The following is a 24,863-nucleotide window of genomic DNA, read 5'->3' on the forward strand; positions in this document are numbered from 1 at the left end:
GCCCGCATGTCCACCGCGATCTACACCCGCCGCCTGGTCGAGCACCGGTACGGCCGCCCGCTGGAGAAGCTGCAGCGCGGCAACGCCTCCTGCCGTTCCGACGACCCTGTTCTGCCCATCTTGCTGCGGCGGCTCGACGGACTCGCCCAGACCGGTGCCGATGCCCGGTCAGCCCGCCGCAACCTCGACGCGGCCTGGCAGCGGCACCGCTCCGGCGAACACGCCCTCGACGATCTCGTTCTGCTGTACGCGGCCGAAGTCGTCGACCTCGAACGCCAGGAACAGAGCGAGGCGGAAGCGGTCTGGGACCTGCTGGATGTCCGCCTCCTCCTGGACCGCGCTTCTACTCAGCGTCCGTCGGCTCATCGAACCATCCCTGCTTCTGACGAGGACCTGCTGGCCATCGCCCGCGAGGTCGCCGCCGGCCTGCATCGCCTCAACCGCGAGGCACTGCGACGGGGCCTGCGCGACCGCGGCGTCCACGTCAGCAACCGCCGCCTCGGCGCGGTGCTCCAGAGGCTTCGAGCCGAGAGCACCTCCCGCTGACCGCTCAGGCGCACCGCAAATCCACAAACGCCCTTTGCTCTTACGGAGTTCATCCCATGTCCGCCTCCTCTCAGTCTTCCGCCGCCTCGATCGGGTCGGCCGATGCCCAGCGTGTCGAGGACACGTTTTCCCTGATAGCACCGAAGTGGACCACCTGGTCGGCGCAGACCCTGGCGCAGCAGGGCAGCCCCATGCGTGTGCGTGACGTCGCCGCCAGGCTTCCCTTCGTCAGCGAGCAGCTCGTCGGCAAGCGGCTGGCCCAGATGCACGCTGATGGACTGGTCACCCGAGTTGGCGACCGCCACGGGGCTCCGTATCAGCTCAGCGCCTTCGGCGAATCGCTTTCTCAGGTGCACCGCGCCCTTTCCGACTGGTCCCAGGCCAACCTCTCGCTCGGCGGCCGAGTAGCCGGTGCCGAACGCGTTGAGGACGCTGTGCGGCGTCTGCACCTGCGAGACTCGACCGCCGTGATCCAGGTCCTCGACGCGGGCGGCCCCATGCGGTTCGTCCACATCGCCGAGGAGGCCGGCCTGGACAACGGCTGGGCCCGGCAGCGACTCAACCGGCTTCAGGCCGACGGCCTGGTCGCCCGTACCGGGCCACGCCACGGCGACCCGTACGTTCTGACCGACGCCGGGCGGGCGCTGGGCCCCGTCTACGCAGCCGTCGAGCACTGGAGCGACCCCGTCTCCACACGGCATCGCTCGGCACCGCAGACCCCTGTCGCGGCGGCCACCCGGACCCACGCAGGCGTCCCGCTGGGGTCGGACAACGTCCGAACTGCAGCGGCCCTGCGCCGGAGCGCCGCCGCGCCGAGCTCCCTGTTCAGCCACGCTCCGCAGCCGCAACCGCGGGTGGCCGCAACCGTCACCGCCCAGTCGGCGCCCTCTCGGGGCCGGTGAACCGTGTGGCACTGAGAGCCAACCACGCCTCCCCGATGCCACGGCGCCCGCGTGCAGTCGAGCAGCACTTTCCGCTGCGCACGCGGGCGCGTTCGCCTTAGCCCCGGAGCCTCGACCATGAACACCCGGCAGCCCTACACCCAAGACCCCTTCCAAGAGGTACTGGTCAGCCCCATGTACCTGGCCGGTTCCAACGGGACCGGAGAGGCTGGCTTCGCCCCCGTCGCTCACTGGCCCCATCACTACCTCGACGAGGGCCCCTGCCAACTGCTTGTCACCTCGCCGGATCAGAGGATCCGTATCGGCTGGTTCGGTGACGACTTCGAGCTGTGGAAGATCACCGCAGCCGAAGAGGCCGTCTCCGCACCCCGCTGGACAGCGACCTTCAACCACGTCACCCCGGCCGAGATCGTCGCCGGTCTCACCACCGCTCTCGCTCACGACTACGCCGAAGCCGATGCCTACGAGGGCAACGGGCGCTTCCTGGCGAGCCCGTCGTACCGCTGGGCCGATGCCGTCCGGCCCCTGACCGATGCCGGCTGGACCCGCGACGGCGGAGCCGAGCTGGGCACCGTCGAGATCATCGCCCCGGACGGACAAGCAGGGATCCTCATCGACAACCGTCGCTCCCGTCCGGACGACGAAGCCGTAACGCTCTGGGCGGGTCCACCAGGGTGGGGCACTCGCGCGGAGGCGTACTTCTCCGCCGGTACTCCCTCCCATCTGATCGCCGCAACGGCAGCGGTCATGGCCGATCCAGCCCCGGCGGCACGTGAGCGGCACCAGATCCACCGCGAGGTGGAGCACCTGGTCTCGCTCACCCCAGTCGGCCCGATCGCCCCCCAGGTTCCTCGGGCTCCCACCCCCCTTGACGTACGCCGCACCGCCGTCAGGCAGGCTGTCAACCGCGCCGCACGTTTCCCTCGCACAGCCGCCGACCTGCGGGTCATGGCCGCCCGCAGCCGTACAGGGGCCTCGGCGCAGAACCGGTCGAGCAATCCTTCGCCCGCTCTCGGGGGCAGGCCGCTGGCCGCCCCGACGCCCCCACGCCGTAGCCGCTGATCATCGGCTTCAGCCTCTCTGGGACAGCCCCTCCGCCCGAAGCGCCACTCCGAATGCCGGGAGTTCCACCATGCCCGACGCCACCGCACTCGATCAGGCCACGGCCATGATCGAGAAAGCCTGGGGCCGCCCGATCGAAGCTCTGGAATCCCTCGCGGTCCGCCGCCCTAGCGACGACCCACTCCTGCGCTCGGCCATGCACATCCGCTCGTCCTTGGTCGTCACCGACAACGCCGTGGCTGTGCACCAAGACCGTCTGCACGCCCTAACCCGGTCCGGCCGTGTGCCGGCCTTCTACGACCTGGAACGGATCACCGGCTCAGCGGCAGATCTTCGCGTCGCTCAAGCCGAGAGCCGGACTTCCCTTCAGGCCATCAGCCACGTGATCGAAGCACGTGAAGCCGCCGCCACCGCGGACCGGCCCCCAGCAGCCCGGCTGGCCCAGGCCGCTGTCGCCCGCTCCGGGCACGCTCCACGCACCCTGGGCCAGTCGCCCGATCAGCCCGCGGCTTCGGCCGCTTCCGGCCCGTCGGTGGCCGCACCGGGGCCGCACCGCTGATCGGTCAGCCGAGGTCCCCGTCGCGGTGGGCATCCCCGATGCGGGAGCCCACCGCGCGAGCCAGGTCCTCCAACGTCAACTCGACGCGACGCCCATCCGCGATCCGATCCTGCACCACGGCGTCCTCGTCTCGGCATCCGTCGGACTGCACACCGACGGCCCACTGGCCGTCGGCGACCATCGCGATGTCACCGACCGTCCACGGCCGCCCGGCGGCGCGGACCTTGCGTTCCAGCCCGGCCCCGTCCCAGTGTCTGCTCGGCTCCGCCATCCCTGCTCCCCCTTCGGTCCTGTGCGGCCCATTGCCGCAACCCAGTTACGACAACCGCGTTCGCCGTTCCATTCCCGGCGTCAGAGTCCCCCACCGACGGCCGCCAGTTCGCCCACGGCAGACGCCGCTTTCCGGGAAAGGACTACGTACTTCGGGACACCGCATGTCAACGTACGGGTGTTGGGAAAAACCGCAGGTCAACGAAGGGATCGTCCAACCGTGAACACCTCCCCCACCCTCCTGCCCGCCGTCGTCCGCCCGGCCGTGGAAGACCGCCGCTGGCTCTCCTCCGACCACTGCGCGGGCCCGGTGCTCGACCTCCTCGATGCCCTCGGCTGGGCGATTGTCGACACCCCGGAGGCCAACGTCCACGCGACGAGCCCGGACGGCCGTGTCTACGTCGGCTGGCTCCCCGAGGACTCCGCCGCCTGGAAGCGCGACATCGTCTGGCAGGTCCGAGTACAGCCCACTGAAGGCGACTCGTGGGTGCAGGAGTTCGGCCTCTACACCCCCTCCGAGGCCGTTGCTGGATTCCTCGCCGCTCTCATCGCCACCCCCACCCGCTGACCGCGCTATCGACCCAGACCCGGAGGAACCCCGTGGCACACCGCGCCCCGCTCACGAACCACCACGCCGACGGCACTCTCTGCCCGGCGGACCACAAGCACACGAGTTCCGGCAAGCCGCTCCACCCCGACTGCCCCGGCCGCGCGTACACCCAGGCCATCTGCACGTGCGGCGGCTGGGACATGAAGCAGTCCGGCAAGGGCTACGTCAACGAGAGCCGCAAGCGGCACCTCGCCAGCCACACCCAGGGGCCAAAGGTCCTTCGCGACTTGCTGCATCTCGACGCGTCCTGACGCTCACTCACCAGACCAGCCATGCCGTTCCGCACCGCTCTCGGAGGACCTCGTGCCCAGCTATCTGACCGTCGGCCACCTGCTTCGCCAGCTCCAAGACCTTGACCCCAGCCTGCCGATCCGCCTTGCCATCAACCCGGACTTCCCCTTCACCCACTACCTCGGGGCGGAGGTCGTCGTCCGGGACGGCAAGGCGTTCATCGCCGACGACGGCCAGGAGGACTACCTCCCGGCGACGGTCAGCGATGCCCTCGCCTGGGCCTGACCCCTCCCGCCGACAAACTCCCCGGAGGCTCCTATCCCGTCGCGATCCCGCCTTTCGCAGGCCCTTCCCCTGCACAGCCTGGCCATACACCCCATGCCGAGCGCCGCGCGCGGCGCGCTGGTCCAGCGCGTCTCCGCCCTGCCCGACGGGCCGCTCGATGTCACCTGGCTCGCCGTAGAAGCCCCGAGACTCCCCCTTGGCCGCATTCGCCTTCACTGGGAGCCCGCCTCCCTCGCAGGGTGGGACGTCACCGCCCACCTGGGCCTGGCCACCACCGAGGTGCACCTGGCCTCGTGGCCTGCTGCCCCGGACGACTGGCCGCGCCTGGTCCGCCCGACCCTCCACGAGGTGCTTGGCCTCTGCGCCGCCCTCGCGGTCGCGACCGCCGCCCTCGACCTGTCGAACCGCCTCGCCCACGTCTGACCGAACCGCAGAAGGCCGCCCCGCGCCGATCAGGCAGGGGCGGCCTTGCCGTACGCCCAGCCGCATGTTGCGTACGCTCATCACCGACGAACGAGGAGGACACGATGGCCGACGACCAGCAGCTCTGGGGGTACCCCGAGGTCGCCGCCCACCTGGGCATCAGCGTTGGGGCTGCCCGTAACCGCAGGAGTCGGGGCAGCCTCCCCCCGCCTGACGACACCACCGTGCCGGACCGGCCACGGTGGAGACCCGCCACGTTCCAGGGCTGGAAGCCGGTCGGCCGGGGATTCCGCAGCGACCTGCACAGCCCCGCCTCGCACGGGATCATGCCATCCGGCTGACCGGCGCTCCTGCCCGCCCGTAGGCTGCGGCCATGACGTCCGATTCGCCGATGCCCTCCCCACCGTTCCCTTCCCCTGACAACGCTGCGCTCCGGGTGGTCGTCGGCAACGCCCTCACATCAGTCCGCGACGGCGAAGCCTCGGTAGAGGACGCGATCCTCCACGCCGCCGTCCACGCCTGGTACGAGGGGCACATCCAGGGCGAGGACGAGTGCCCCGGCTGCGACTTCCGAGGCGGACTGCCGAAGAACGCGAACCGCAGCTAACCATCGCGCAACGCCGAGGAGCGCCACCGACGTTTCGGTGGCGCTCCTCGGCGTTTGTACTCCGCTCGACTAATCCAGGTAGGTGCCGGCGAAGGCCCCGTCGAAGCCGAGCGCGGCGAGTCCCTGCTCGACGCTGGGGTAGGTCGTCCCGTCCGGGATGGCGATCAAGGCGTCGAAGTCGGCGCGGCTGATCTCGGGTTCGAGCCACTGGTTGCTGCAGCGGCAGCAGACCCAGACGTTTCGGCCGTGGTTGATGAGCAGCCAGTCGCGCCGGGCACGGCAGGCCGTGCACATCACCGGGATCCCGCGGAGGGCCAGTTGACGCGGGTGGCTGAGGCAGCGGGTCGCGCCGGGGCCGCTGGGCGGCTGCGTCTCGTACTCGAGTTGCAGCAGGGGATCGGTGCCGGCGGGGAGGACGGGCAGCATCGGTTTCGGCTCTGTGGGGCGGTCGGTGGTTCTGAGCACGAGCGTCATCTCCCGGTCGAGGTGCTTCTGTTTCCATCCGTAACAGCCGGTGGAGCTGGTTGTCCAGGGGTTTCTCGAAGGCCGGCGGCCCGGTCAACCGGCCCGCCGGACCCTCGTCAGCGGCGCGGTGGGCGGTTGCGCGGGTCGGAGGCGGCGGGACGGGCTGCTGCCGTGGGTGCCGTCCGGTTGTTGGTGCGATTGGTCGAGGCTTTCGGCTGGCTGGTGCCGGCCTGCGGGCGGCGCGTCGCTTCACCCGGGTGGGCGGGAAGCTGGGCGAGACGGCGCAGTCGCCAGACCAACACGTCGTTCACATCGTCGGCCGTGTCGAGTTCGCGCATGTCGATGGCCTGCTGGAGAAGAGTCTTGGGGTCGTGGCCTGCTTGCTCGACCTGGGCAAGCGTGGCGGTCAGGGCATCGGTCGTCGGGGACGTGTTATCTGCTCGCATCGCCGCTTGGGGCAGTGCTGCGTGGATGGTGGCCTGGTGGGTGCGGCGTTCGGCTTCTGGCAGAGCGCGGCCTTGGTCGCGCAGTGCCTGCATGGGCGTGGCAGCGGCCTGGCGGTAGGCGGCTCGCAGATGCTCAGCGGTCTGTCGGGAGGCATGGGCCTGCTGGGCATGGCCACGCGCGGAATGCCAGCGGGCGGCAGCCAGCGTGACCAGGACGAGAGTGGAGAGGAGCATGGCGGTGGTGCCGCCGTCCTCGCCACGGCCGAGGGCGCTGCCGGCCTGGATGATGCCCCGGGCCGCCGAGCGGATCGCCCGGGTGTCGGCACGCTCCGCTCGGACGTGGCTGCGGGTGGCACGCTCGAAGGAGCGGGCGGCAGCACCCAGCTCGGCGCGGGTGGCGGCCGGGGAGGTCTGTGTCACCGCATCCAGGAGTTCACCGATCCCTACCAGTTGAGCTGCGGCTTCGTCGTCGTCGCTGTCGAGCAGGATGGCGGCACGTTCGACGATGCCGGTGGCGTTGCGTCGTTCCCGGGCGGGCGGGGACCAGTCCGGTCGGCCGTCGGTCGCCGCCGGGTGCGTCATCTGGGCAGCGGCGCCATCGGCCAGGCGGCGGTGGATCTTGGGGAGTGAGAGGTCAGGGGCCAGCTTGGATCCGGGGTACCAGATCGGTGTGCCCTCGCGGTTGCGGTCGCCGGGAAGTGCGACGTTGTAGCCGATGGCGTCGCCGGACGGGGCATTTCGGATCTTCACACGGAGGCCCGCCTCGCGGAGCCTGGTGAAGAACTCCTCTTCGGTGGCCGCTCCAGCGAGGGCTTGGCGGACGGCTTCGCGGAGAGTCTCGCGAGGGGCTTCGGGCCGACCGGTGCGCTCGGCCTTGAAGCGCTCTGCGCTGGTGGGGGACTTGGCTCCGGTGCCGTCGCCGGGCCTGAGCTGCCGCAGGCCCATCTCCTTCTCGATGCGGCGGCATTCGGCCTGGGCCTTCTTGAAGTCGTAGTTCATCCTCGGACGGCGCAGGTCGCCTCGGACCATGGTGGCCAGGATGTGGATGTGGTCGTCGGCGTGCCGTACGGCGACCCAGCGGCAGCCGTCAGGATCGCCTTCAGGGGCGAGGTTGACGGCGTGGACCAGGCGGCGGGCGACGGTGTTCCACTCGGCGTCGGTCAGGTGTCGGTCGCCGGGGTCGGTGCGGACCGAGCAGTGCCAGACGTGCTGGGCCGGTGCCGTGGTGCCGGCCTGCTTGACCCGCAGGTCCAGCGCTGCGGACAGGCGGGCGAGGGTGATCTTAGGGTCGGGGTCGGGGCTGGTGTCTCGTCCGGGGTCGGGGGCGAAGCCGTCCCAGCTCCCGACGAGGTGCGCGTCGGTGTGCTCGTCGCGTTTGCCAGGGCCGTACAGGTAGACGAGCAAGCCGTGGGTTCGTGAGCCGCGCCGGATCTTGGGGACCATCAGAGTCGCTTCTTCACCAGGGTGTCGGCCGCGTCGTCGATGCGGAACAGGATTCGCGTCAGGGTTGTGAGGGCGTGTTCGAGTTCGCCGGGTCGGGGCTGCCCTCCGGCGTTGTGGACGTAGGCGATCTGGTTGATGTTGTTGCCGACCCGGGAGAGGGCGGTGCGCAGGGCGGCCAGCTCGTCGATGGCGGTGTCGAGTTGTTCGTTGGTGTGCAAGGTGGTGGAACCGCGGGCGGCGGCGAGGCCGGCGGCGGCGAGGAATCGCGCGACGGTGACGCTGCGCTGCGCTGCGGCGGCGACGATTTCGGCTTTCTCTGTGTCGGAGAGGCGGGTGGTCGTCTTACGGGTGCGCTCGGTCGGGTTGCGGCTGCGACGGCGCGGCTTGCGGTCGGGGAAAGGCGACGCGCTCGGGCTCGGCTGCTCGCGGTCGCTGTGGCGGTCTGCTTCTCCCCCCGCGCCCGGCACCCCCTGGTGCCGGGTGTCCGGCTGGTCCCCGTGCGCCCTCGCTCGGGGACCAGCCGGACTTCCCCCGCCCTCCTGGGCGGGGGCAAGTGCGTACGACGGGCCGTAGGACCGTCGTACGCGACAACTTGCTCCGCCAGGAGCCGTCGTGGGGTCACGCTGCTGTCCGACGGTGGTAACCACCGGGTCGTTGGCGGTCACCGGCTCGTCTCCGGGTTTTCCTGCCGGATTTCGCGGACGAGTTCCTCGATCCAGTCCATGGCCAGGACCGGGTGGTGGAGGGTCCAGGGGCGACTCTCCCGGGTTCGTTGCACGGTCCAGGTGTTGTCGGGGCCGGATTGTGCGCGGTGGAGGTGGCCGCGCTGGTGCAGGACGGTCAGCCAGGAGTTGACCTCGGTGGGTGTGGCCGGGTGGGTGCGCATGCGTTGCTCTCCGCTTCGCTTCGGAAGGATGTGGGGCGCGTGTCCGGGGGCGGGTGACCGGTCGGGGTGTCCGGCTCGGTCACCCGCCTCGTGCTGTCCTGTCACCTCCGGCCGGAGGTGACCGGCTGTCCGTGCTGGGCTCGGAGCTGGGCCATCAGGGCGGTCAGGGTGTCGCTGGACAGCGGTATCTGCTGACCTCGGATCGCCTGGGCGACCACCTTGCGGGTCAGCTTGTCCTCGGCCCTGACCGCTGACCGGGCGATCTTCAGCAGCTCCTCGGTGTCCGGGTCACTCCGCCGGTCACTGGCTGTCCGGGTGTCCCGGTCAGTGACCTGCGGCGGAGTGACCGGCCGGTCGGTGTCCCGCGCGTGGCTGTCCTGGTGGCCGGTGACCGGCTCGGTGACGATGGCGCGGTCAGTGACCGGCGGCGCGGTGTCCGGCTGTCCGGGCAGGTCAGGGGCCTCGTGCGGCTGTTCGCGGTCACCGGTGACCGGGCTGCTGTCCGCCGAGGCGGTGTCCCCGGTCAGTGACCGAGGACTCGGGGCCTGCTTGTTCAGGGACGGTCGGGGCCGGTCGGTCAGGGCATTGACCGGCTGTCCGGCGCTGACCTGACCGGCCTGCGGCTGTTGCTGACCGACCCGGTCAGTCCGGGTGACCGCGATGCCCTCGGGCCGGTCAAGCTGACCGAGGTGACTGGCCTGACCGAGGTCCTCCCGGTCACTGCCCTTGACCGGGCCTCGGGCGATCAGGATGTAGAGGTGGACTGCTCCAGCCAGTGCGAGGGGGGCGATGGTGGACAGCACGGCGACCACCGTGTCCCCGAGTCGGAGGCCGGTGCCGGCGACCGCTTCGTCGTTGAGCCGGACCGCGTGGAGGGCGTTGGCCCAGATGCTGGCGGCGGTGGCCGTGCCGAAGAGGGCCCAGACGTAGAGGCGGGCGCGCAGAGGCGCGTCGCGGAGGACCAGGAGTGCCCGGATGCCGTAGGCAATGAAGCCGTCGATCACCAGGGGGAAGAGGTAGGTCAGGAAACCGCGGACGTGAATGGCGACGGCCATCTGCTGGAGGGCGTCGTACGACAGGGCGCACCCTGCGCCGCCCAGGGCGATGACCACCGCGCGGTCCCAGCCGGTGATGTGCGCCGTCCTCGGCGCGCTCGCGGTGCTCATGCCGCCGTCCCGAAGTCGTCGCGGCCCAGGCGCTCGCCGTCGGACTCGGGGGGCGGGGTGGTCTTCGTGGTCTGCTCCAGGTCTCGGTTGCGCAGGGCGCGGCGGGTCTCGCGGTAGAGCTTCTGGGCGTGCTCCTCGGTGATCTTCAGGAGCCAGGCCAGGCGCTGCTCGGTCACCCCGTGGCGGTAGGCGGCGTGGACGACCGCACGGCGCTCGGCCTTGGTGAGGTGGACGTCCCGCCCGGCGACGGTGGCGTTGACGCGGCTGTAGTCGAGGCGGTTGGCGAGCTTCTCGTGCAGCGGCCCGCGCTCCTCCTCGGTCAGTCCGCCCCGGATGCCGTCGGTGTCGCCGCTTTCCAGGGCGGCATCCAGGCAGGTGCGGCGGACCGGGCACTGGCCGCACAGCGACTTCGCGGCGGTGATCTTGTCGGTCTCGTCGGGCTCCGGGAAGAAGATTTCGGGGTCCACCGGGTTGTACTCGGTGCTCTGGCAGACGGCCTGGTCCTGCCAGGTCTGGTCGCCGAGCGACCGGTGGCGGGCAGGGCTGATCGTCGTCGTGGTCATGCGGGTTGCTCCGATCGCTCTCCGCGCGCAGGGGCGTCGGCGGAGAGGTGCGCTGGGTCGGGAGGTGCATGGGGCGGCGCGCTGAGGGCGCGGCCCGGCGTGGCGGCCTGCGGCGAGTCAGGCTGCGGCGCGGTGGCGTCTGCGGTCGACCGGTTCGAACTCGACGCGCGTGGTCATCTGCGCGAGGCGGGAGGCGATGCGGTCACCGACGTAGGCCCGGAGGTCCTTGATCGCCAGGTTGGTGGTGATCAAGGTCGGGAGTTCGTAGTTGTACCGGCGGTTGATGAGCCGGTACGTCACTTCCTCGACCCACTCGCTGGCCTTGGCCGCGCCGAGGTCGTCGATGATCAGGAGCGGGCAGCGGCTGACGGCCGCCAGCTCCCGTTCGCTGTCGACCCCGGGCCGGGGTCGCAGGTCGGCGTAAAGGTCGGCGGCGGTGGTCGCGCGCCAGCGCACGCCGACTCCGCTCTGCACCAGTCGCCGGACCGCCCCGTACGCCTGGTGCGTCTTGCCCGCGCCGACGACTCCGGCCATCAGCAGGCTGGGGCCGGTGGTGACCTGCCGCCTCGCCCCCACGCTGGGGGCGACGGCTGCCTCGGCGACGTCACGGGCCCAGGCCAGGACTTGGGGGTGGTCGGCGACAGCGGCCTGGTAGCGCGGGGGCATCCCCGCCAGCAGGGCATCCAGCGCGGAGAAGGGCTCGGGCTCGTCGACCACGGCGGCGACGGCAGCCGGGTCGATGTTGCGGGCGGCCAGGATCCGGGCCATCCGGTCCAGGGTGCCCTCGCTGCCGAGGGTCTGCGGTTCGCGGGTACGGGTGCGCATCACAGCTCCTCGGCGTAGGCGGCGGCAGCGTTGGCCGGGTTGGTCCACGCCTGGTGAGCGGGCACGTTAGGCCGGATTCCCGGCCGCGCCAAACCGCCGGATCGTGCGTTCATGGCCTCGTTGACCATGCTCGTCAGCACGCTCGGGTGCTTGGGGTTGGCCGCGAAGTTCTGCAGCCCGGCCCGGATGTGCTCCGGGGCGATGCCCTCGCCCAGGAGCTTCTTCGCGATCCGCCCGAGGTGTCCGATCACGTCGCTGGGCGGACGCTCGTCGCAGGCAGCGACGTACTCGCCGACGAGTTGGTTGGCCGAGACGGTGGCTGCGGGCGCTGTGCGCCCCGTAGGGATAGAAGATCCAGGATCCAAGATCCTAGATCCAGGCGCCGAGCCCTCTCCGAGGTTTCGGGGAAGGTTCGGAGAGCCCTCGGCGAATGCCGCCTGACCTGCGCTTTTCGAGTCAGGGAGGCTAGGGGTGCCGACCATGCCCTCGAAGGCGTCCTGCTGAGCGGCGGGAGCCTGGTCGGTGTGGCCGCGAGGTGTCCCGGCGGGCTGCGCGGGCAGATCGAGGGCTCGGGGAGCGTTCGGCGAAACCTCGGCGAGCCCTCGGGTAGGGGTGGGCGACTCCTCGATCCGGTTCGTGCAGGTCCCCCTGCAGGGGCCGCACCGGTCGGCACCGTGGTGCTGCGGGCAGGGGGGCAGGCGGGACTGGCTCGGCTTGTCGATCTTCTGGTGCGCGGACCAGGTCACGATGTGGAGGTAGCGGCGGCCGTCGCAGCCGGTGTACCGGCAGATCAGTCCGGCGGTCGCGAGCTGGTGGAGGTCGTCCTCGACGTGGACCGAGGTGTGCTCGGCGCGCAGCGGCCAGAGCAGCCCGGCGATGATCGCGGCGTTGTCCCGGTGGCGACCGTGGTCGTCGGCTTGGGTGAGCAGGCCGAAGAAGGTGCGCTCTGCCTCGACGCTCACTTCGGCGAGCGACTCGGAGACGAATGCCTCCGGCTTGATGGTTCGTATCCGCGCCATGTCAGCGGCCCCGACCGGCGGCGACCAGGTCGCTGCGGGTGAGGGTCGCGGCGGCGATGTCGAAGGTGTGCGGCCGAGTCCAGTCCGCCTCCGGCCAGACCCGCAGGATCCAGCGGGCTGCGACCCTGGTGGTCGTCCGCCCCAGCTCCAGGGTCTCCCCGGCATCGCCCTTGACGATGGCGTGCGGGTGGGGCCACGCCTCCTTCGGGTCGTTGAGGCTGACCCGGACGGTGGCCGCGCCCGGGATCATGTCGGCGAGCTGGGCGGCGAGGCGGTGCTGGCGGTCGGTGTCCGGGCAGGCCGGGGTTCCGCTCGGCATGGCGAGCATGCGATACTCCGTTGTTCGTAGGAGTGCGGTGCGGCGGTTTTCGTGCAAGAAGCCCCGCCGCCCGCGTGATGTGAATTGGCGCCCCTCGGGGTGCCGGCCCGGCGCTTGGGAGTTGGTAGCTCCCGGGCGCCGGTTTGCTTTGCTGCGCTACTTCACGGACCGTGCGCGCGCATTCGCACCACCCCCTCCTCCCTGCCTTCCACCTGCTCGTTCCGCCCCTCCCCGGGCCGCTGCCCAGCGGGGGACGACGAACATACGTAGACACCCGCGGACAAGTCCATCCCTGGCCCTAACCCGTCGCATAGGGCTGGCGACGGCCGGTATCGGGGAAGGTGCTCCCTCGATCGGCCGACAACAACTGGGTACCGAATGCGATGGGGCGTTGCGCTAGTCGCCACGGCAACGCAACATGCATGAAGGTCCTCCAGGGGCTGGCACACTTGAGGATCGGGGCCCGATCAACAGGTGCGATACAGGAACGTACGTTAGTTTTGCGGATGTATCAAGCCTGGATTACAGTTGTCCCAGACGCCGCCCCGACCAGCCCCACCGCCACGCTGCAGGAGTTCATGTGCCCCCACGTCAGTTCGACGGCACTCGCGTGCGCGCTGTCCGGCGGGGCAAAGACCTTGGCCAGAAGGAGTTGGCCGCCGAGGTAGGCGTCAGCGGCCCCACCGTCGCGCGATGGGAGAGCGGACAGGACTTCCCCAAGGGTGAGAAGCTCCCAGCGATTGCAGCGGCGCTGAGTCAGCCGCTCGACGCTCTCTTTCCCCATGACGGCCCGCCGGACCTGCAGCTCCTGCGGTGCGACGCCGGCCTCAGCGTGGCGCAAGCCGCTGCGATCCTCGGCACGAGCCGCGTGCCAGTGAGCAACGCCGAATCCGGTCGGCGCAGGCTCAGCGATGCCTACGTGCAGCCCCTCGCAGAGGCGTACGGGGTGACCGAAGCGGAATTGCTGGTCGCCCAGGACTACTCGTTCGGCCTTCGCCCCAGAACCTCGCGTGACGATCAGGCATCCGCACCCCGCACGATCGGCGAGAAGATCAACTATCTCCTGCAGCACGGGTACGTGGGCCAGGAGGCACCTTCTGACGAGGAAATCGCGCGGGTCGTCAATCGTCACGCAGGCGTGACAGCCGTCACAACTGACGACATCGTCGCCCTTCGGACGGGCGTCACCACCGAGGCTTCCGACGTAGTGCGTGCCGGCCTCGCCGAGGCGCTCCAGGTCGACGCGGCCCTCTTCCAAGACGATGCCGAGGTCAACCCTGCGGCCCGCGAACTCCTGGAGGCGATCCGCTTCCTCGGCTCGATTCACCGAGGACAGATCCTCGGTCTGGCTGCCCGCGGCAACAGCGCGGGTCTGTCGGCCGAGATGATGGCCACCATCAACCACCTCGTCGGGGAACTGAAGCACAAGCTGCCAGAGGTGCCGGACGGGGAGTGACTCCGTTGGCAAGCGAGCCGGAGCGAGCGCTTCCACCGCCGGGCTAGTGCAGACAACAGCGAAGGGACCTTGGCGCTGCCCCATGATGGGGCAGCGCCAAGGTCCCTTCGCTTTTCATGAGCTAGGAGCTTCAGGCCGAAGGCGGATGTCGCTCGCGCCTGGTCGGACAGTCCCGCGCTCGGCGCCGGGCTAGGACGCGGTGAGGTCCACGCCGAGCAGCTCGGAGAGAGCGGCCACCGTCTGCTTCGGATCCTGATTGTGGACCCCCGCAAGGCCGAGCTGCTCTGCTGCCTGAACGTACGCTTCGGTGTCATCAACGAAGATGCACTGCTCGGCCGGCAGGTCCATGAGCTTGAGCGTGATCTCGAAGAGGCTCGGGTCAGGCTTGCGCATCAGGTGCTGCTCAGAAATCACCACGACGTCGTACAGCCGCTCAAGCTCGAAGCCGTCGTACAGGTCCCACGGGGCCAGCCCCACGCTGTTCGACAGGATGCCCACCTTGATCCCGGCTCGCCTCGCCGCCGCAGCCGCATTGATCAGCAGCGGCTCAGGGCGAAGGTCACCGAAGATGCGACCCATGAGGTTGTCGGGGGACACACCCAGCATCTTCCCGGCGAAGTCGTTCCACTCAGTTTGAGAAACCGCTCCGCGCTCAAGGTCGCTGGTGATCCGGACGCCTTCGTCGTCCTTGTACAGGGCCGTGAGGCAGGCGCCCTGCGGGAGACCCTCGCGCTGCTCGAAGGCGAGCACGGCAGGCAGCAGGGGGGTGGTGAGCACGCCTCCGAAATCGAGGATGAGACCAGTGCGGTTGGACATGCGGGAACTCCATTGCTGATTTCGGACGCCCATCCAGACCGGACAGCGTCGCGGACTCGGCTGTATATGGTGACGACAGCACTGTGCGTCACCAGGCCAGAATCCATTCATCACTTAGTGGGCGGAGCAGGGCCTATCAGTCCGCTCAACCCACGTTACCAGGCCAGTTCGTACAGTCGAAGGTGCCGAATCTCACTCACAAGCCCGCCTTCCAAGATCAATATGCCGCCTGCCCCGAGTCCCAGACAGGCAGTTTATTGCTGCTATTGATCCACTTCGGATTCCGCTCTTGCGGAGTGCCGGAGAAGCCCCTGTGCTTGATCCGTCGTGATGTGCGAGTAAGTGGTGCTGACTCGCACCAGCCAGGCCGCTTCGCTGTCGGTGTCAACGAACGGCTTATCTCGCAGCGGCGCAGCAACATGCGGAAGGACTGGTGTGGTGTCAGCAGCCAAAAGTGCTGCCTTGATCCAATAAGCTTCCGCAGCCGGCTCAGGGTCAGAGTGCGAAGCAGTAATGTCCTCTGCGGCGAACATCAAGCCTCGTGGCGCATAGTGGCGCAGCTTCTCGCAAGCGTCAGCAATATCCTGAGTCCATCGGTCTAGGCGGACGTCGATGGGGACGCGTATATGCATGAGTTCCGCAATGCGCCGTCCCGGCGGGTACAGGCTCGTCCCGGGGAAAGCCTGAACCAGGTCAAACCAGAGCGGATAAGTCCTGTAGAGGGTTTGCCACGTCTTCCACCGGGCTACTGCAGCACGGGTGGTGGGAATACTCGCCCCTGCGGCAACGATCAGGAAGAGCAGGTCCATCCATATCGATGTGACATCTACAAGGAACTGAACCGTGGAAGAGCTTAGGGGGAAGGCCACCGCAACCCAAAGGATGGTGATACGGGCGACTGTATGAGCCAGCCCCATCCACATAGAAATACCCATCAAACCCAGCCCGACGCGCATGCTTGTGCTCTCGGCCTGTCGCGCCGCCCTCGTCCACTGGTAGCCGCAGACTGCGGTCGTGATGAGCGGAAAGAAGTAGAAGACGGTCATGTAGACCGCAACTCCCCATTCTCCCGCATGGTCGATGAGGAAATTTTGGCTTGGTCTGTCGCGATCCACCACGGTGAAGAACAGGATCGTAAGCAGAATGACGCCTATTGCCCCCGCCCTATATGATGCGCGGGCAATCCAGCGTGAGACCGCGACGTGCCGAGGCACGATCGCCTCCGTGCTCTTTCCGTAGCTGGTGGCGACGTATGTCAGGGCTGCCATGATCGCTGCGGTACTGGCAAAGTGCCTGAGTAGGGCGCTCAGGTCCACCACTGGAATACGGTCGACCGCATCCATCGCCGCTGGCGTGTAGAGACACAGGGCGACGGCAAAACCCGCGTAGCCGCCCCAGAGAGCCCTGCGGTGAGAGTCGCCATACCGAACCGCAGGAAATCGCCAGATGGCGATAACGGTCATGACTGCCGCAGTCAGGTATTGAAAGTATTCGAACACGGAACCAGTGGATCTCTGCGCGGGCTGCATTTTGTCGACCCGCAAGGTCGGTTGAGTGCAGACTTGACTGCCAGTAAGGGGACTACAGGGCGCGGCGGAAGTCCCTAGGCCGGAAATGCGTCTAGGTGCTCGCCAAGCGCTCGCGGCTACACTCGACGCCGCGGAGGAGCAACAGGGTGAGCAAGCGAATTTTCTAGAAGGCTTACCATGTCGTCTCCTGTGGCCGACTGACGGCGCGCCAATCGCTTTATCAACGAGGCCGACAGCTCGGCTTGCTTTTCCTCGGGGCTGTCGAAATCGACTCGCCCCTGGACCAGAGTCGACGGGAAACGTCGAATGACTTCCTGGCGAATTCGTTCAGGCACGTATCGCTCGATCTCGGCAGCCGTCAAGCAGGTCCCGTGGTCCAACCATTCATGCACGAGCTCATGGAGAATGATGTGCTCGGTTTGGTTTCGACTCGACCGGCGACGATAGAGAATGATCGTAAAATCCGGCGCTTTGACCCGAAGGCCGCACGCTGCGCCGAGACCTCCGTCGGGGTCGTCCAGTGGTACGAGCCGAATCTGGCGACCCAGCAGGACTTCCATATTCCGCACCAGAGCCTCAACGCTGAAAGGGGTGGGGATAGGGAGGCCCGCGAGCAGTCTCTCGCATTCCTTCACAAAGGCGCGCTGTGAAGGGCCTCGACGCCAACGCATAGTCGCTCCCTAGAGATTCCGCCGATATTCGCCGCCAGCTCAATCCCGATACTCGTACGCGAGGCGCTGGTAGCCAGGAGCTTGCGCTTTGGGTGCGTGGTGGTCGGCCAGCGCACCCGTCTGCGCCTAACCCTACAAGCAGGAAACCGTGATCCACATGGGGGGACTGTGTAGCGAAGGTCACCTAAGTGCGATAGGCCACAAACTGGGCACCAAGATCGAAATTGGAGGACGCCCCCTAATTGATCTTTGAATGCCTCTGCGGTGAGACCGGACCACTCTGTCTTGTCAGGTCCATTTCGACCGCCGTCTTGTCAGGTCCATTTCGATCGCTGCGGGGGCCTCCAACGACGCGGAAAGAAGAGTGGCTTAGCGAACTGCCTTCCCTCTTAAATCCCGGACCCGAAAAGCCACTTCACGGAAAGGGCCCCGAGTGGCGGCGTCGGGGCTCTCCCTGATGTTGGGTCAGGAGCCGCCGTGGTCCGCTCGGCGTGAGGGGCCCTGCCGGACTACTGGGCGAGGAGGCTCTCGGCTCGCGCGAGATCCTCTGGGGTGTCCACTGCCACGCCTTCGTCAAGGACGGGAATCATCCTTACGGAGTGGCCGTGTTCGACGAAACGGAGCATCTCCACTCCCTCGGCGCGCTCCAGGGGCCCCTGCTGGAGCTGCCGGAAGCGCTGGAGAGCGGGGCCGGTGAAGCCGTAGAGGCCCAACTGGCGGAGGTACTTCGGTCGGTCGCCCTTCGGGTAGGGGATGGGCTGGCGCGAGAACATCAGGGCCTCGCCCCGGGCCGCGATGACGACCTTGACGACGTTGTGGTCCAGGACGGCCCCGACGTCGACCAGCTCGGTGTAGGCGTTCACCGCGAGCGTGCCCGGCGGCAGGTGCTCCAGGGCCCCGGCGACGGCGTCGATGGCGGTCGGCGAGATGAACGGCTCGTCGCCCTGGACGTTGATGTACGCCTCGGCTTGCAGGCGCTGGGCGACCTCCGCGACGCGATCGGTGCCGGTGAGGTGCTCTCCGGTCCGGATGTACTCGATGCCCAGTTGGCGACAGGCGGCTTCGATGCGTTCGTCGTCGGTCGCCACGACGGCTCCGTCGAGACGTTTGGCTTCCAGGCAGCGCTGGTGGACGTGCCAGAGCAGCGGCTTGCCCCCGAGGAGCGCCAGTGGTTTGCCGGGGAAGCGCGAGGCCCCCCAGCGGCAGGGTATGACGGCGATGTGCCGGCGCGGTGTGGTGCCGGTCGGCTGGGCTGTGGTGGCGGCCACGGTGTCCTCCTGATGGTCGAGTAGGGGCGGGCCTTCAGGTGAGCAGGGCGAGCTTGGAGCGGACGGTGGGAGAAGCGGCGCTCGTGAACGGTCGCCATTCGTAACCGTCGACCTCTTCTTCTTGGAGGGTCACCGCGTGTTCTGCGCCGAGGAGGAAGCCCCAGCGGAAGTCCACGTGTTGGTGGGCCGGTTCGTCTTTCGAGGGGTTCGCGTCGATGGCGTGCACGTCGATGTCGAGGGGAACGTCCTCGTAGCCGGAGAGGGGGACGACGGCACTAGGCGGGATGCCGGCCTCCTCGTGCAGTTCGCGCACGGCGGCGTCGCGCAGGTGCCGGTCATCGGGTTCGTTGTGCCCGCCGGGCGCCAGAAGCTTCCCGGATGCCTTGTGCACGATGTGCAGCACGCGCCGGTCGCCGTCGATGAGGATGGCGCTGCAGGTCACGTGGGCGGGGTACGTCTTGCGGCTCGTGGGGTAGTCAGAGGCCGCGAGCGCTGCGAACAGCGGCGCGAGGGAGTCGCGTTCCTCCGGGTGGCGGGCGAGGTACGCCTCGGTGATGGAACGGATGTGGTGGACAGCGGGGGCCACTGCGGGTCACCTTTCGAAGTGGTGGAGCCAGGTTCTGGCGATGCCGTTGCGGTCGGCCGCCGGCATCTCGTGCAGTCCGGGCTGGAAGCGGGTGTGGCTGAGCGCGGCGGTGGCGGCGAGTATCTCGGCCTGCACGAGGTGGATGTACGCGCCGACGGCGGCTCCGTGCACGAAGTTGACGGCACCGCCGTCGGCGAGAACGTAGAAGTAGTGGCCGGTGACCTCGTATCGCGTCAACTGAGGCCCGATGGCGCTTCGTTGGTAGAGGTCATGGAGGCTACCGAGTTCGAGTTCATCCTCGGAGGAGGTCACCGATCCGAGGTACGCGCCGTTGCGCAGGGCGGCGAAGTCTCCCTGTCGCAGGGCGAGATTGCCGGTGGCGCACAGGACGAGTTCCGCGTCGCGTAGGGCCTCGGTGGTGGACGCGCTGGTGTGGAAGCCGAGGGAGTGCGCCTGGACCCGCTTGATCGGATCGCTGTCGTACACGGTGACGCGCAGGTCCTGGGCACGCAGGGTCTGGGCGATGGCCCGGCCGATCTTGCCGAAGCCGATGACGCACGCGTTACGACTCGTGAGGATGTCCCCGCGGGCACGGACGAGGGCGTCGGTGGAGAACACGATCGACCGGCCGACGAGGTGGTCTTCGCAGTCCTTGAGCGGGGAGCGGGCCACGGACACTACCGCGCACGGCAGGGAGTCGAGCGCCGCATACCGCTGGTGCCCGTTCTCGGTGTCCTCGACGACGCCGAGGATACGGCCGGAGAACTTGCTCGCGAGGGTGTCGAGGCTCGCCGCGAAGTAGCCGCCGATGTCCACCAGGACGACGTCCCGGCCGCCCGCCGTGTCCTCCAGGTAGTCCAGGGCCTGGGTCTCGTCGGCGAACCGTTCCCGAGTGAGGTCATGGACCGGGAAGGTGCGGCGGACGGCGTCGAGGGTCGGCTGGTGGATAGACCGGGGCTTGGGCAGCACGGCGCCGACCGTGGACACTGCGGCCATAGCCCGCAGGAATGCCGGCCTTTCCGGGAGCAGGTGCGTGATGACCAGGGTCGTGATCGCCTCGCCCGCGGCGAACTGCGCGGTGATCTGCCGGAAGAAGGCGTCCAGCCGCGCTCGCTCAGGACTTTCCATTACCTCTCCTCTCGGACGCCGGGTCGCGGGGTTACGCGGCTCGGCTGTAGTTGGGGAGCTGTGCGGCCAAGGCCTGCATGTGAGCGCGCAGCCCGTTGTGGAGGTCGACTCGCGGCTGCCAGCCGAGGACCTCTCGGGCACGGCTGGGGTCGGCGCGGGTGAGGAGAACGTCACCGTTGCGCGCGCGGTCCTGCTGGAGCTGGATGTCGCGGCCGGTGAGGCTGGTGGCGATGTTGATCACCTCCAGCAGCGAGGCGTTCGACCCGCCGCCCACATTGATGGCACCGTTCGCGGTCGGTACGACGGCAGCGGCGATCGTGGCGGCGACCACGTCGTCTATGTAGGTGAAGTCGCGTCGCTGATGGCCGTCTCCGTACAGGCGGAGCGGCTGACCGGTCAGGGCGGCTTGCAGGGCGCGGTGGGTGAACATGTCGGCGCGCTGGCGGGGGCCGTAGACGGTGAAGTACCGCAGGGCAACGACGCTGGGGCCGATGGGACGCTCGGCATAGGCGAGGCAGAGCTGTTCCTCGGCCAGTTTGGTCACGGCGTACGGGGAGGCGGGCTTCGGACGGTCGGCCTCGACGCTCGCGCCGCCGTCGGTCGGACCGTAGACGCTGGAGGAGGAGGCGACGACCAGTCGCGGGACGCCGATGCGGGTGCAGGCTTCCAGGACGCGGTGGGTAGCCAGCACGTTGGACGCGAGGTAGTCGCCGAACTGCGGGCCCCAGGAAGGTCGTACGCCGGGAATTCCGGCGAGGTGGAAGACCGCGTCCGCGTCGATCAGGAGGGGGTCGATCGCGCAGTGGAGGAGGTCGGCGGTGACGTGGTGGTATCCGGGGAGTCCCCGCAGGTCGGCGAGGTTGGCGGCGGCCGTGGGGTCGGTGGACGGGTCGCGGCGGTCGACGCCGATCACGGTGGTGCCGGCCTGGATGAGGGCGTGTGCGAGGTGGGAGCCGATGAATCCGGCGGAGCCGGTCACCACGGCCCGACGGGGTGCGGTGGTGGTCGAGGGCTGCTCGTGCTGCGACACGGGAATCTCCAGAGAGGTGTGGTCGAAGAGGGCGAAGGTCAGGTGAGCCGGGACAGCACGGTCCGGCCGTGCGCGCTCAGGGAGGGGTCGTTCTCCTTGTGGCCCTTGACCAGGGCGGTGGCCGCCTCGATGGCGCCGAAGGACTCCAGGAGGCGGCGTTCGGAGCCGTTCAGCGGGCGGCCGTAGCCGTCGAAGAAGGCGGTCCGGAGGTGGGGCGCGGCCTGCCAGCGCCGGAATTCGAGCCGGGCGAAGTCGCGGATGCGCGCGTCGCGTCGCATGTGTTCGAAGTCGTAGATGCCGAAGGCGTCGCCGACCAGCCAGTTGCGCGGCTGGTAATCGAGGTGGCAGACCGCGCTGTCCATGAGGCTGTTGTCCAGGATGGCCGCGTGGTGGTTCAGCAGGTTCCGCTCGACCGTGCTGATCAGGTCGGCGCGACCCGCCTGATCGATCCAGCCCTGGAGACGCTGTGCCAGCATGGCACCGACGGCGCCGCCCTGGGGCATGGAGGTGGCCCGGTGGAGCGCGCCGAGGACGTGGCCGGCCTCGTGATGGGCCAGCTCCTCCTCGGGTGAGCCCGGTGCCACGGTGTCCGCCCGATCGCCCGCGAGCGCCGTCAGCAGGAGCGTGCGGCTGGCGTCGTATCGGCCGACCAGCGTCGGGGCGTGGCCGCTCAGGTGGGTTCCCCATGTTCGGTAGGCGTGAAGCTCCCGCGCATACCGGTCCTGCTCGGCGTGCTGCTTGGCGACGAAGTGCCGCCCACCGGCGTCGACTACCCGCACCACCCGGGGAGGAAGCAGTGGGTCCGGCACGATCTCCACCACTCCGAGGAGGTCGTGCGCCAACTGGATCCGCGGGTCGTCTGCCACCGTGGTCACGAGGAAGCCTCCGGCGCGAGGTGTGTGGTGTCGTTGTGCCGGTCGAGCATCCAGCGGGTCTGTCCGAGCCGGTTGTGGTGCTCCTGCCAACGGGTGATGGAAGCGTGGTTGACCGTGAAACCCGCGGGAGAACCGATCGGGATGTCCAGCAGCAGCGTGTGGGCGGTGATCACGATCTCGCCGTGAGCCGCGAAGAGGACGCGCTGCCCCCGGTGCTGGTCGATGATGTCGCGCAAGGAACTGCCGGCGCGTTCCAGGTAGCCGTTCCAGGTGTCGGAGGCAGCGGCCCACTGCTGGTCCGGGTGAGCGTGGGGGCCGCCGTCTGCTGCGGTCTTCACGGCGGTCCAGGGCTGGCCGTCGGCGTCGCCGTGAACGGGTCCGTCAAGGCGTTCGTCGGTGGACATGGGTATTCGCAGTGCCTGGGCGATGATCTCGCCGGTCTGGATCAACCGGATCCGCGGGCCCGTGTAGACGAGATCGAAGGGCTGCTCCTGGTGCTCGGTGGCCAAGCGGCGTGCCGCCGCCTCGACCTGGGCATACCCGAGGTTGGTCAGTCCGGTGCAGGTGTTCGGGCCCCCGACGAGGCCGTCGGCGTTGCACTGGGCCTGGCCGTGCCGTACGAAGACGAGTTCGGTGGTGATCATGGGGTTCCTCGGAGGTGGGAGCGGAGCGGCCAGCTGTAGCGGTAGCCGTTGCGCCCGACGTACGGGGCGGTCAGCACTGCGTGCAGAGCCAGGAAGTCGTCGAGCCGTTCGCGGCCCGTGGTGCCGAGCCGGGTTCCGTAGCTCCCGGCTGCCGCGTTGTACGCGAGCAGGGCGGCGTTGACGTCGTGGTCAGGGACGGGCCCGTACGTCAGGTGGAGCGTCGCGATGAGCTTGGCGAGGTCGTATCCCATAGGGGCGAGGGACAGGTCGTCGGTGTCGACGGTGACGATGTCCCCGGTGCTGGTGATGATGAAGTTGCGGGGGTTGCTGTCCTTGTAGAAGGCGAACGGCCCCTGGGCGGTCTCTTCCAGCAGGCCGAGCATCGCGTACAAGGCCACCTTGTCCGGGAGATAGCCCTGCTCGTGGCGACGCCGGAGCGCGATCTCCCGGGGGCCGAGGTAGTCGTCGAACGTCGTGCCGTCCTGGAAGCGGTGCGGGATGCCCAGCGATGCGGACTGCAGGTCGCTGGTCCAGGCAGCACCGTGGGCGTGGCCCAGCAGTTCCGCCATGCGCGGGAGGTCCTCGGGGTGAACGGAGCGGCCCTCGACCCGCTCGAACGTCAGGCTGTCCGGTCCGATGGTGTGGAGTGCCGGCTGCCGCAGCGGCTTCGCGTGTTCGTTGATCCACCGGTAGTGGCGCACAGCCCCCGCCGCGCGCTCCGGTGTCGCGTAGTGCTTGGTGAACGACGGGAGCGTCATGGCTAGCGCCCTTCGTTCGGCTGGGCGACGACGAAGGTGATGCGGGACCTGGTGGTCAGCGGCTGGTCCGGAAGGAATTCGTGCAAGGTCGCGGCCAGGGCCCCGGGGTTGCCGTACAGGCCGGGCGCGAGGTCGTACTTGGGGTTGGTGGCCAGGTACTGCGCGGTGTGGTCGTGGCCGCCGAAGGTGAAGGCGTGCTCCTCGTCCAGGACGGCGATCACGTCGAGAGAGGAGGCTGCCAGGTCAGCGAGGTTGCCGCTGTGGGCTGCGGTGTAGAGGCTCTCGTGCGTGTCGGCCTGCGCGTCGAGGCCGGCGGAGGCGACAAGCTGGTCCATCTCCCGGTAGCTGTCGAGGCCCTTGGTGACGAGCACGGCCAGGCCCCCCGGGGCGAGGACTCTGGCGATCTGCGCGATGACGTCCTTGGGCTGCGGCGAGTGGTAGAGGCAGAACGCGGCGACGGCGACGTCGCACGATCCGGCGGGCAGCGGGAGGTCGTGGAAGTCGCTTTCGACGAAGTCCACCGTGCTGTCGGGCAGCTCCTTGGCGCGCTCACGGGCCTGGGCGAGCAGGGAGGAGGCGGCGTCCAGGCCGACGGCGCGCTGCGGCCGGAGCTGCTCGGCAAGGGCCAGGGTGCTCGTGCCGCGACCGCAGCCGATGTCGAGCACCAAGCCGAGCCGGTCCGGCTGCGCGTGGTGGGTCTGCACCAGGCTGACGATCGTCTCGGGCACGGGGTTGCCGGAGGTCTTCGCGCGCATCAGAGCGCTGGTCCGCCCGGCCAGCCGAGCGGCGTGGCCGTAAAGCTCGTGCTGCCGGGCCGGGTCCAGGAACGGGTTGGGCTCGTTCATGCCGCGCCCCCTGTCCGGGAACGCGGGCCGTTCAGGACTGCTCGGCGGCCACCTTCTGCAGCCAGCGACGCGTCTGGCGCCGGTTGGCCAGCAGCACCACGTCGGCCTTCGTGCCGAACTCCTCGATCTTTGCCATCACGCGGGGCCGCATCTTGCGCCGGTACGTGGCGACGTACTTGATCACGCCCCAGTGGATGCGGTTGTGCACCCCATTGCCCTTGTGCCCGGCCCCGTGCCGGATCTGCCGGGCGAAGATCCCGTACAGCGCCGCCACGGTCGACACGTCCATCAGGACCACCGTGTCGCAGGCTTCGAGCCGCACCTGCAGCGTCGAGTTGTAGTTGCCGTCGATCACCCATCGCGGCTGCGAGACAAGCTCGCGCTGCAGCTCGGTGAACTTGTCCATGGGCAGCGCGTTCCACTCGTCGTCGTAGAACGCGGCGTCCAGGTGCGTGACCGGGGCGTCGAGGATCGTGCCCAGTTCGCGGGCCACGTGGGATTTGCCGCTGCCTCCGCAGCCGACGATGGCGACCTTCTTCATGGTGCTCCAGCGTAGAGAGGTTCGGGTGTCCGGCGGGGCCATCCTCCCGGACACGTGCGGATGATCCAGGCGCTATGGCCTGTCGAGTG

The 24,863-nt window shown here is 68.9% G+C and carries 33 protein-coding genes; 12 read left to right on the forward strand and 21 right to left on the reverse strand.

All coding sequences use genetic code 11. The features are described from left to right. Positions 1-6 precede the first annotated feature (6 nt). From ACIBK8_RS21115 to ACIBK8_RS21130, 4 genes are all read left to right on the forward strand, one after another. Complete coding sequence (locus ACIBK8_RS21115) at positions 7-546, forward strand: hypothetical protein (protein WP_399043334.1); 540 nt, start codon at positions 7-9, stop codon at positions 544-546. A gap of 56 nt (positions 547-602) precedes the next feature. After that, entirely contained in the window at positions 603-1,448 is an 846-nt protein-coding gene (locus ACIBK8_RS21120) for a winged helix-turn-helix transcriptional regulator (protein ID WP_399043335.1), read from the forward strand. Positions 1,449-1,565: 117 nt separating this feature from the next. Next, on the forward strand, positions 1,566-2,510 hold the full coding sequence (locus tag ACIBK8_RS21125) for a DUF317 domain-containing protein (protein ID WP_399043336.1): 945 nt from the start codon (positions 1,566-1,568) through the stop codon (positions 2,508-2,510). A gap of 70 nt (positions 2,511-2,580) precedes the next feature. Next, positions 2,581-3,069 (forward strand): hypothetical protein, encoded by a 489-nt coding sequence (locus ACIBK8_RS21130; protein WP_399043337.1) that lies wholly within the window; start codon positions 2,581-2,583, stop codon positions 3,067-3,069. A gap of 4 nt (positions 3,070-3,073) precedes the next feature. Here ACIBK8_RS21130 and ACIBK8_RS21135 read toward each other — a convergent pair whose 3' ends face one another. Continuing rightward, on the reverse strand, positions 3,074-3,340 hold the full coding sequence (locus tag ACIBK8_RS21135) for a hypothetical protein (protein ID WP_185300041.1): 267 nt from the start codon (positions 3,338-3,340) through the stop codon (positions 3,074-3,076). A 219-nt stretch (positions 3,341-3,559) separates the two neighbouring features. On the opposite strand from ACIBK8_RS21135, the gene ACIBK8_RS21140 reads away from it, so the two are divergent. The 6 genes from ACIBK8_RS21140 (at position 3,560) to ACIBK8_RS21165 (ending at position 5,495) form a co-directional block, all read left to right on the forward strand. Further along, complete coding sequence (locus ACIBK8_RS21140) at positions 3,560-3,907, forward strand: DUF317 domain-containing protein (protein WP_399043338.1); 348 nt, start codon at positions 3,560-3,562, stop codon at positions 3,905-3,907. A gap of 32 nt (positions 3,908-3,939) precedes the next feature. Then, complete coding sequence (locus tag ACIBK8_RS21145) at positions 3,940-4,200, forward strand: hypothetical protein (protein ID WP_399043339.1); 261 nt, start codon at positions 3,940-3,942, stop codon at positions 4,198-4,200. 52 nt (positions 4,201-4,252) lie between these two features. Continuing rightward, complete coding sequence (locus ACIBK8_RS21150) at positions 4,253-4,465, forward strand: hypothetical protein (protein ID WP_359461388.1); 213 nt, start codon at positions 4,253-4,255, stop codon at positions 4,463-4,465. Between the two features lie 93 nt (positions 4,466-4,558). Then, positions 4,559-4,888, forward strand: coding sequence for an esterase (locus ACIBK8_RS21155; protein ID WP_399043340.1), 330 nt, complete (start codon positions 4,559-4,561; stop codon positions 4,886-4,888). A gap of 104 nt (positions 4,889-4,992) precedes the next feature. Further along, positions 4,993-5,229 (forward strand): MarR family transcriptional regulator, encoded by a 237-nt coding sequence (locus ACIBK8_RS21160; protein ID WP_399043341.1) that lies wholly within the window; start codon positions 4,993-4,995, stop codon positions 5,227-5,229. A gap of 32 nt (positions 5,230-5,261) precedes the next feature. Then, on the forward strand, positions 5,262-5,495 hold the full coding sequence (locus ACIBK8_RS21165; RefSeq protein ID WP_399043342.1) for a hypothetical protein: 234 nt from the start codon (positions 5,262-5,264) through the stop codon (positions 5,493-5,495). A 69-nt stretch (positions 5,496-5,564) separates the two neighbouring features. Here the strand turns inward: ACIBK8_RS21165 and ACIBK8_RS21170 are convergent, their stop codons facing one another. The 9 genes from ACIBK8_RS21170 to ACIBK8_RS21210 all read right to left on the reverse strand — a co-directional run bounded on the left by ACIBK8_RS21170 (position 5,565) and on the right by ACIBK8_RS21210 (position 12,636). Then, a complete protein-coding gene (locus tag ACIBK8_RS21170) occupies positions 5,565-5,969 on the reverse strand; it encodes a hypothetical protein (protein ID WP_399043343.1) in 405 nt (134 codons plus the stop codon). A gap of 107 nt (positions 5,970-6,076) precedes the next feature. After that, positions 6,077-7,849: a relaxase/mobilization nuclease domain-containing protein gene (locus ACIBK8_RS21175; RefSeq protein ID WP_399043344.1), complete on the reverse strand. Its 1,773-nt coding sequence runs from the start codon at positions 7,847-7,849 to the stop codon at positions 6,077-6,079. Next, positions 7,849-8,316 carry a plasmid mobilization protein gene (locus ACIBK8_RS21180; RefSeq protein ID WP_399043345.1) on the reverse strand — a complete coding sequence of 156 codons (468 nt, stop codon included), beginning with the start codon at positions 8,314-8,316 and terminating at the stop codon, positions 7,849-7,851. Before ACIBK8_RS21180 ends, ACIBK8_RS21175 begins: the two co-directional genes overlap by 1 nt. Positions 8,317-8,510: 194 nt before the next feature. Next, complete coding sequence (locus ACIBK8_RS21185) at positions 8,511-8,735, reverse strand: hypothetical protein (RefSeq protein ID WP_399043346.1); 225 nt, start codon at positions 8,733-8,735, stop codon at positions 8,511-8,513. 101 nt (positions 8,736-8,836) lie between these two features. After that, positions 8,837-9,901 (reverse strand): DUF2637 domain-containing protein, encoded by a 1,065-nt coding sequence (locus tag ACIBK8_RS21190; protein ID WP_399043347.1) that lies wholly within the window; start codon positions 9,899-9,901, stop codon positions 8,837-8,839. Next, positions 9,898-10,464, reverse strand: coding sequence for a WhiB family transcriptional regulator (locus ACIBK8_RS21195; protein WP_399043348.1), 567 nt, complete (start codon positions 10,462-10,464; stop codon positions 9,898-9,900). The genes ACIBK8_RS21190 and ACIBK8_RS21195 overlap by 4 nt, the downstream gene beginning before the upstream one ends. Positions 10,465-10,581: 117 nt before the next feature. Next, positions 10,582-11,289, reverse strand: coding sequence for an ATP-binding protein (locus ACIBK8_RS21200; protein WP_399043349.1), 708 nt, complete (start codon positions 11,287-11,289; stop codon positions 10,582-10,584). Further along, the gene (locus ACIBK8_RS21205; RefSeq protein ID WP_399043350.1) at positions 11,289-12,308 is read right to left on the reverse strand and encodes a hypothetical protein; all 1,020 of its coding nucleotides are present in this window, start codon (positions 12,306-12,308) and stop codon (positions 11,289-11,291) included. Before ACIBK8_RS21205 ends, ACIBK8_RS21200 begins: the two co-directional genes overlap by 1 nt. A gap of 1 nt (position 12,309) precedes the next feature. Further along, positions 12,310-12,636, reverse strand: coding sequence for a transcriptional regulator (locus tag ACIBK8_RS21210; protein WP_399043351.1), 327 nt, complete (start codon positions 12,634-12,636; stop codon positions 12,310-12,312). 571 nt (positions 12,637-13,207) lie between these two features. Here ACIBK8_RS21210 and ACIBK8_RS21215 point away from each other — a divergent pair. Next, entirely contained in the window at positions 13,208-14,083 is an 876-nt protein-coding gene (locus ACIBK8_RS21215) for a helix-turn-helix domain-containing protein (protein ID WP_399043352.1), read from the forward strand. Between the two features lie 189 nt (positions 14,084-14,272). Here ACIBK8_RS21215 and ACIBK8_RS21220 read toward each other — a convergent pair whose 3' ends face one another. Both ACIBK8_RS21220 and ACIBK8_RS21225 read right to left on the reverse strand, forming a co-directional pair. Beyond that, the gene (locus ACIBK8_RS21220) at positions 14,273-14,899 is read right to left on the reverse strand and encodes an HAD-IA family hydrolase (RefSeq protein WP_399043353.1); all 627 of its coding nucleotides are present in this window, start codon (positions 14,897-14,899) and stop codon (positions 14,273-14,275) included. A 263-nt stretch (positions 14,900-15,162) separates the two neighbouring features. Next, complete coding sequence (locus ACIBK8_RS21225; RefSeq protein ID WP_399043354.1) at positions 15,163-16,398, reverse strand: MAB_1171c family putative transporter; 1,236 nt, start codon at positions 16,396-16,398, stop codon at positions 15,163-15,165. 416 nt (positions 16,399-16,814) lie between these two features. Here ACIBK8_RS21225 and ACIBK8_RS21230 point away from each other — a divergent pair, with 416 nt between their 5' ends. Then, positions 16,815-17,078: a hypothetical protein gene (locus ACIBK8_RS21230; RefSeq protein ID WP_399043355.1), complete on the forward strand. Its 264-nt coding sequence runs from the start codon at positions 16,815-16,817 to the stop codon at positions 17,076-17,078. A 530-nt stretch (positions 17,079-17,608) separates the two neighbouring features. Here ACIBK8_RS21230 and ACIBK8_RS21235 read toward each other — a convergent pair. The 9 genes from ACIBK8_RS21235 to ACIBK8_RS21275 are packed head-to-tail and all read right to left on the reverse strand — an operon-like array spanning position 17,609 to position 24,774. Continuing rightward, positions 17,609-18,367, reverse strand: a complete 759-nt coding sequence (locus tag ACIBK8_RS21235) for a 3-deoxy-manno-octulosonate cytidylyltransferase (protein WP_399043356.1) — start codon at positions 18,365-18,367, stop codon at positions 17,609-17,611. A 34-nt stretch (positions 18,368-18,401) separates the two neighbouring features. Beyond that, a complete protein-coding gene (locus ACIBK8_RS21240; RefSeq protein WP_399043357.1) occupies positions 18,402-18,953 on the reverse strand; it encodes an NUDIX hydrolase in 552 nt (183 codons plus the stop codon). 6 nt (positions 18,954-18,959) lie between these two features. Beyond that, complete coding sequence (locus tag ACIBK8_RS21245; protein WP_399043358.1) at positions 18,960-20,081, reverse strand: adenosylhomocysteinase; 1,122 nt, start codon at positions 20,079-20,081, stop codon at positions 18,960-18,962. 31 nt (positions 20,082-20,112) lie between these two features. Then, positions 20,113-21,111, reverse strand: a complete 999-nt coding sequence (locus ACIBK8_RS21250) for an NAD-dependent epimerase/dehydratase family protein (RefSeq protein WP_399043359.1) — start codon at positions 21,109-21,111, stop codon at positions 20,113-20,115. A 38-nt stretch (positions 21,112-21,149) separates the two neighbouring features. Then, entirely contained in the window at positions 21,150-21,986 is an 837-nt protein-coding gene (locus ACIBK8_RS21255) for an aminoglycoside phosphotransferase (RefSeq protein ID WP_399043360.1), read from the reverse strand. Continuing rightward, positions 21,983-22,630, reverse strand: coding sequence for a histidine phosphatase family protein (locus ACIBK8_RS21260; protein WP_399043361.1), 648 nt, complete (start codon positions 22,628-22,630; stop codon positions 21,983-21,985). The genes ACIBK8_RS21255 and ACIBK8_RS21260 overlap by 4 nt, the downstream gene beginning before the upstream one ends. Further along, positions 22,627-23,388: a phosphotransferase gene (locus ACIBK8_RS21265; protein WP_399043362.1), complete on the reverse strand. Its 762-nt coding sequence runs from the start codon at positions 23,386-23,388 to the stop codon at positions 22,627-22,629. Before ACIBK8_RS21265 ends, ACIBK8_RS21260 begins: the two co-directional genes overlap by 4 nt. Positions 23,389-23,390: 2 nt before the next feature. Beyond that, positions 23,391-24,233: a class I SAM-dependent methyltransferase gene (locus ACIBK8_RS21270; protein WP_399043363.1), complete on the reverse strand. Its 843-nt coding sequence runs from the start codon at positions 24,231-24,233 to the stop codon at positions 23,391-23,393. A 31-nt stretch (positions 24,234-24,264) separates the two neighbouring features. Continuing rightward, positions 24,265-24,774 carry a topology modulation protein gene (locus ACIBK8_RS21275; protein WP_399043364.1) on the reverse strand — a complete coding sequence of 170 codons (510 nt, stop codon included), beginning with the start codon at positions 24,772-24,774 and terminating at the stop codon, positions 24,265-24,267. Between the last annotated feature and the right edge of the window lie 89 nt (positions 24,775-24,863).

The sequence above is a fragment of the Streptomyces sp. NPDC050161 genome (assembly GCF_044460025.1).
GTDB lineage: Bacteria > Actinomycetota > Actinomycetes > Streptomycetales > Streptomycetaceae > Streptomyces.

Coding starts and splice junctions, on each gene's coding strand:
- ACIBK8_RS21115 (WP_399043334.1), top strand. CDS start 7: ATGTCCACCGCGATCTACACCCGCCGCCTGGTCGAGCACCGGTACGGC.
- ACIBK8_RS21120 (WP_399043335.1), top strand. CDS start 603: ATGTCCGCCTCCTCTCAGTCTTCCGCCGCCTCGATCGGGTCGGCCGAT.
- ACIBK8_RS21125 (WP_399043336.1), top strand. CDS start 1,566: ATGAACACCCGGCAGCCCTACACCCAAGACCCCTTCCAAGAGGTACTG.
- ACIBK8_RS21130 (WP_399043337.1), top strand. CDS start 2,581: ATGCCCGACGCCACCGCACTCGATCAGGCCACGGCCATGATCGAGAAA.
- ACIBK8_RS21135 (WP_185300041.1), bottom strand. CDS start 3,340: ATGGCGGAGCCGAGCAGACACTGGGACGGGGCCGGGCTGGAACGCAAG.
- ACIBK8_RS21155 (WP_399043340.1), top strand. CDS start 4,559: ATGCCGAGCGCCGCGCGCGGCGCGCTGGTCCAGCGCGTCTCCGCCCTG.
- ACIBK8_RS21160 (WP_399043341.1), top strand. CDS start 4,993: ATGGCCGACGACCAGCAGCTCTGGGGGTACCCCGAGGTCGCCGCCCAC.
- ACIBK8_RS21165 (WP_399043342.1), top strand. CDS start 5,262: ATGACGTCCGATTCGCCGATGCCCTCCCCACCGTTCCCTTCCCCTGAC.
- ACIBK8_RS21170 (WP_399043343.1), bottom strand. CDS start 5,969: ATGACGCTCGTGCTCAGAACCACCGACCGCCCCACAGAGCCGAAACCG.
- ACIBK8_RS21175 (WP_399043344.1), bottom strand. CDS start 7,849: ATGGTCCCCAAGATCCGGCGCGGCTCACGAACCCACGGCTTGCTCGTC.
- ACIBK8_RS21185 (WP_399043346.1), bottom strand. CDS start 8,735: ATGCGCACCCACCCGGCCACACCCACCGAGGTCAACTCCTGGCTGACC.
- ACIBK8_RS21190 (WP_399043347.1), bottom strand. CDS start 9,901: ATGAGCACCGCGAGCGCGCCGAGGACGGCGCACATCACCGGCTGGGAC.
- ACIBK8_RS21195 (WP_399043348.1), bottom strand. CDS start 10,464: ATGACCACGACGACGATCAGCCCTGCCCGCCACCGGTCGCTCGGCGAC.
- ACIBK8_RS21200 (WP_399043349.1), bottom strand. CDS start 11,289: ATGCGCACCCGTACCCGCGAACCGCAGACCCTCGGCAGCGAGGGCACC.
- ACIBK8_RS21205 (WP_399043350.1), bottom strand. CDS start 12,308: ATGGCGCGGATACGAACCATCAAGCCGGAGGCATTCGTCTCCGAGTCG.
- ACIBK8_RS21210 (WP_399043351.1), bottom strand. CDS start 12,636: ATGCTCGCCATGCCGAGCGGAACCCCGGCCTGCCCGGACACCGACCGC.
- ACIBK8_RS21220 (WP_399043353.1), bottom strand. CDS start 14,899: ATGTCCAACCGCACTGGTCTCATCCTCGATTTCGGAGGCGTGCTCACC.
- ACIBK8_RS21230 (WP_399043355.1), top strand. CDS start 16,815: ATGCACGAGCTCATGGAGAATGATGTGCTCGGTTTGGTTTCGACTCGA.
- ACIBK8_RS21245 (WP_399043358.1), bottom strand. CDS start 20,081: ATGGAAAGTCCTGAGCGAGCGCGGCTGGACGCCTTCTTCCGGCAGATC.
- ACIBK8_RS21260 (WP_399043361.1), bottom strand. CDS start 22,630: ATGATCACCACCGAACTCGTCTTCGTACGGCACGGCCAGGCCCAGTGC.
- ACIBK8_RS21265 (WP_399043362.1), bottom strand. CDS start 23,388: ATGACGCTCCCGTCGTTCACCAAGCACTACGCGACACCGGAGCGCGCG.
- ACIBK8_RS21270 (WP_399043363.1), bottom strand. CDS start 24,233: ATGAACGAGCCCAACCCGTTCCTGGACCCGGCCCGGCAGCACGAGCTT.
- ACIBK8_RS21275 (WP_399043364.1), bottom strand. CDS start 24,774: ATGAAGAAGGTCGCCATCGTCGGCTGCGGAGGCAGCGGCAAATCCCAC.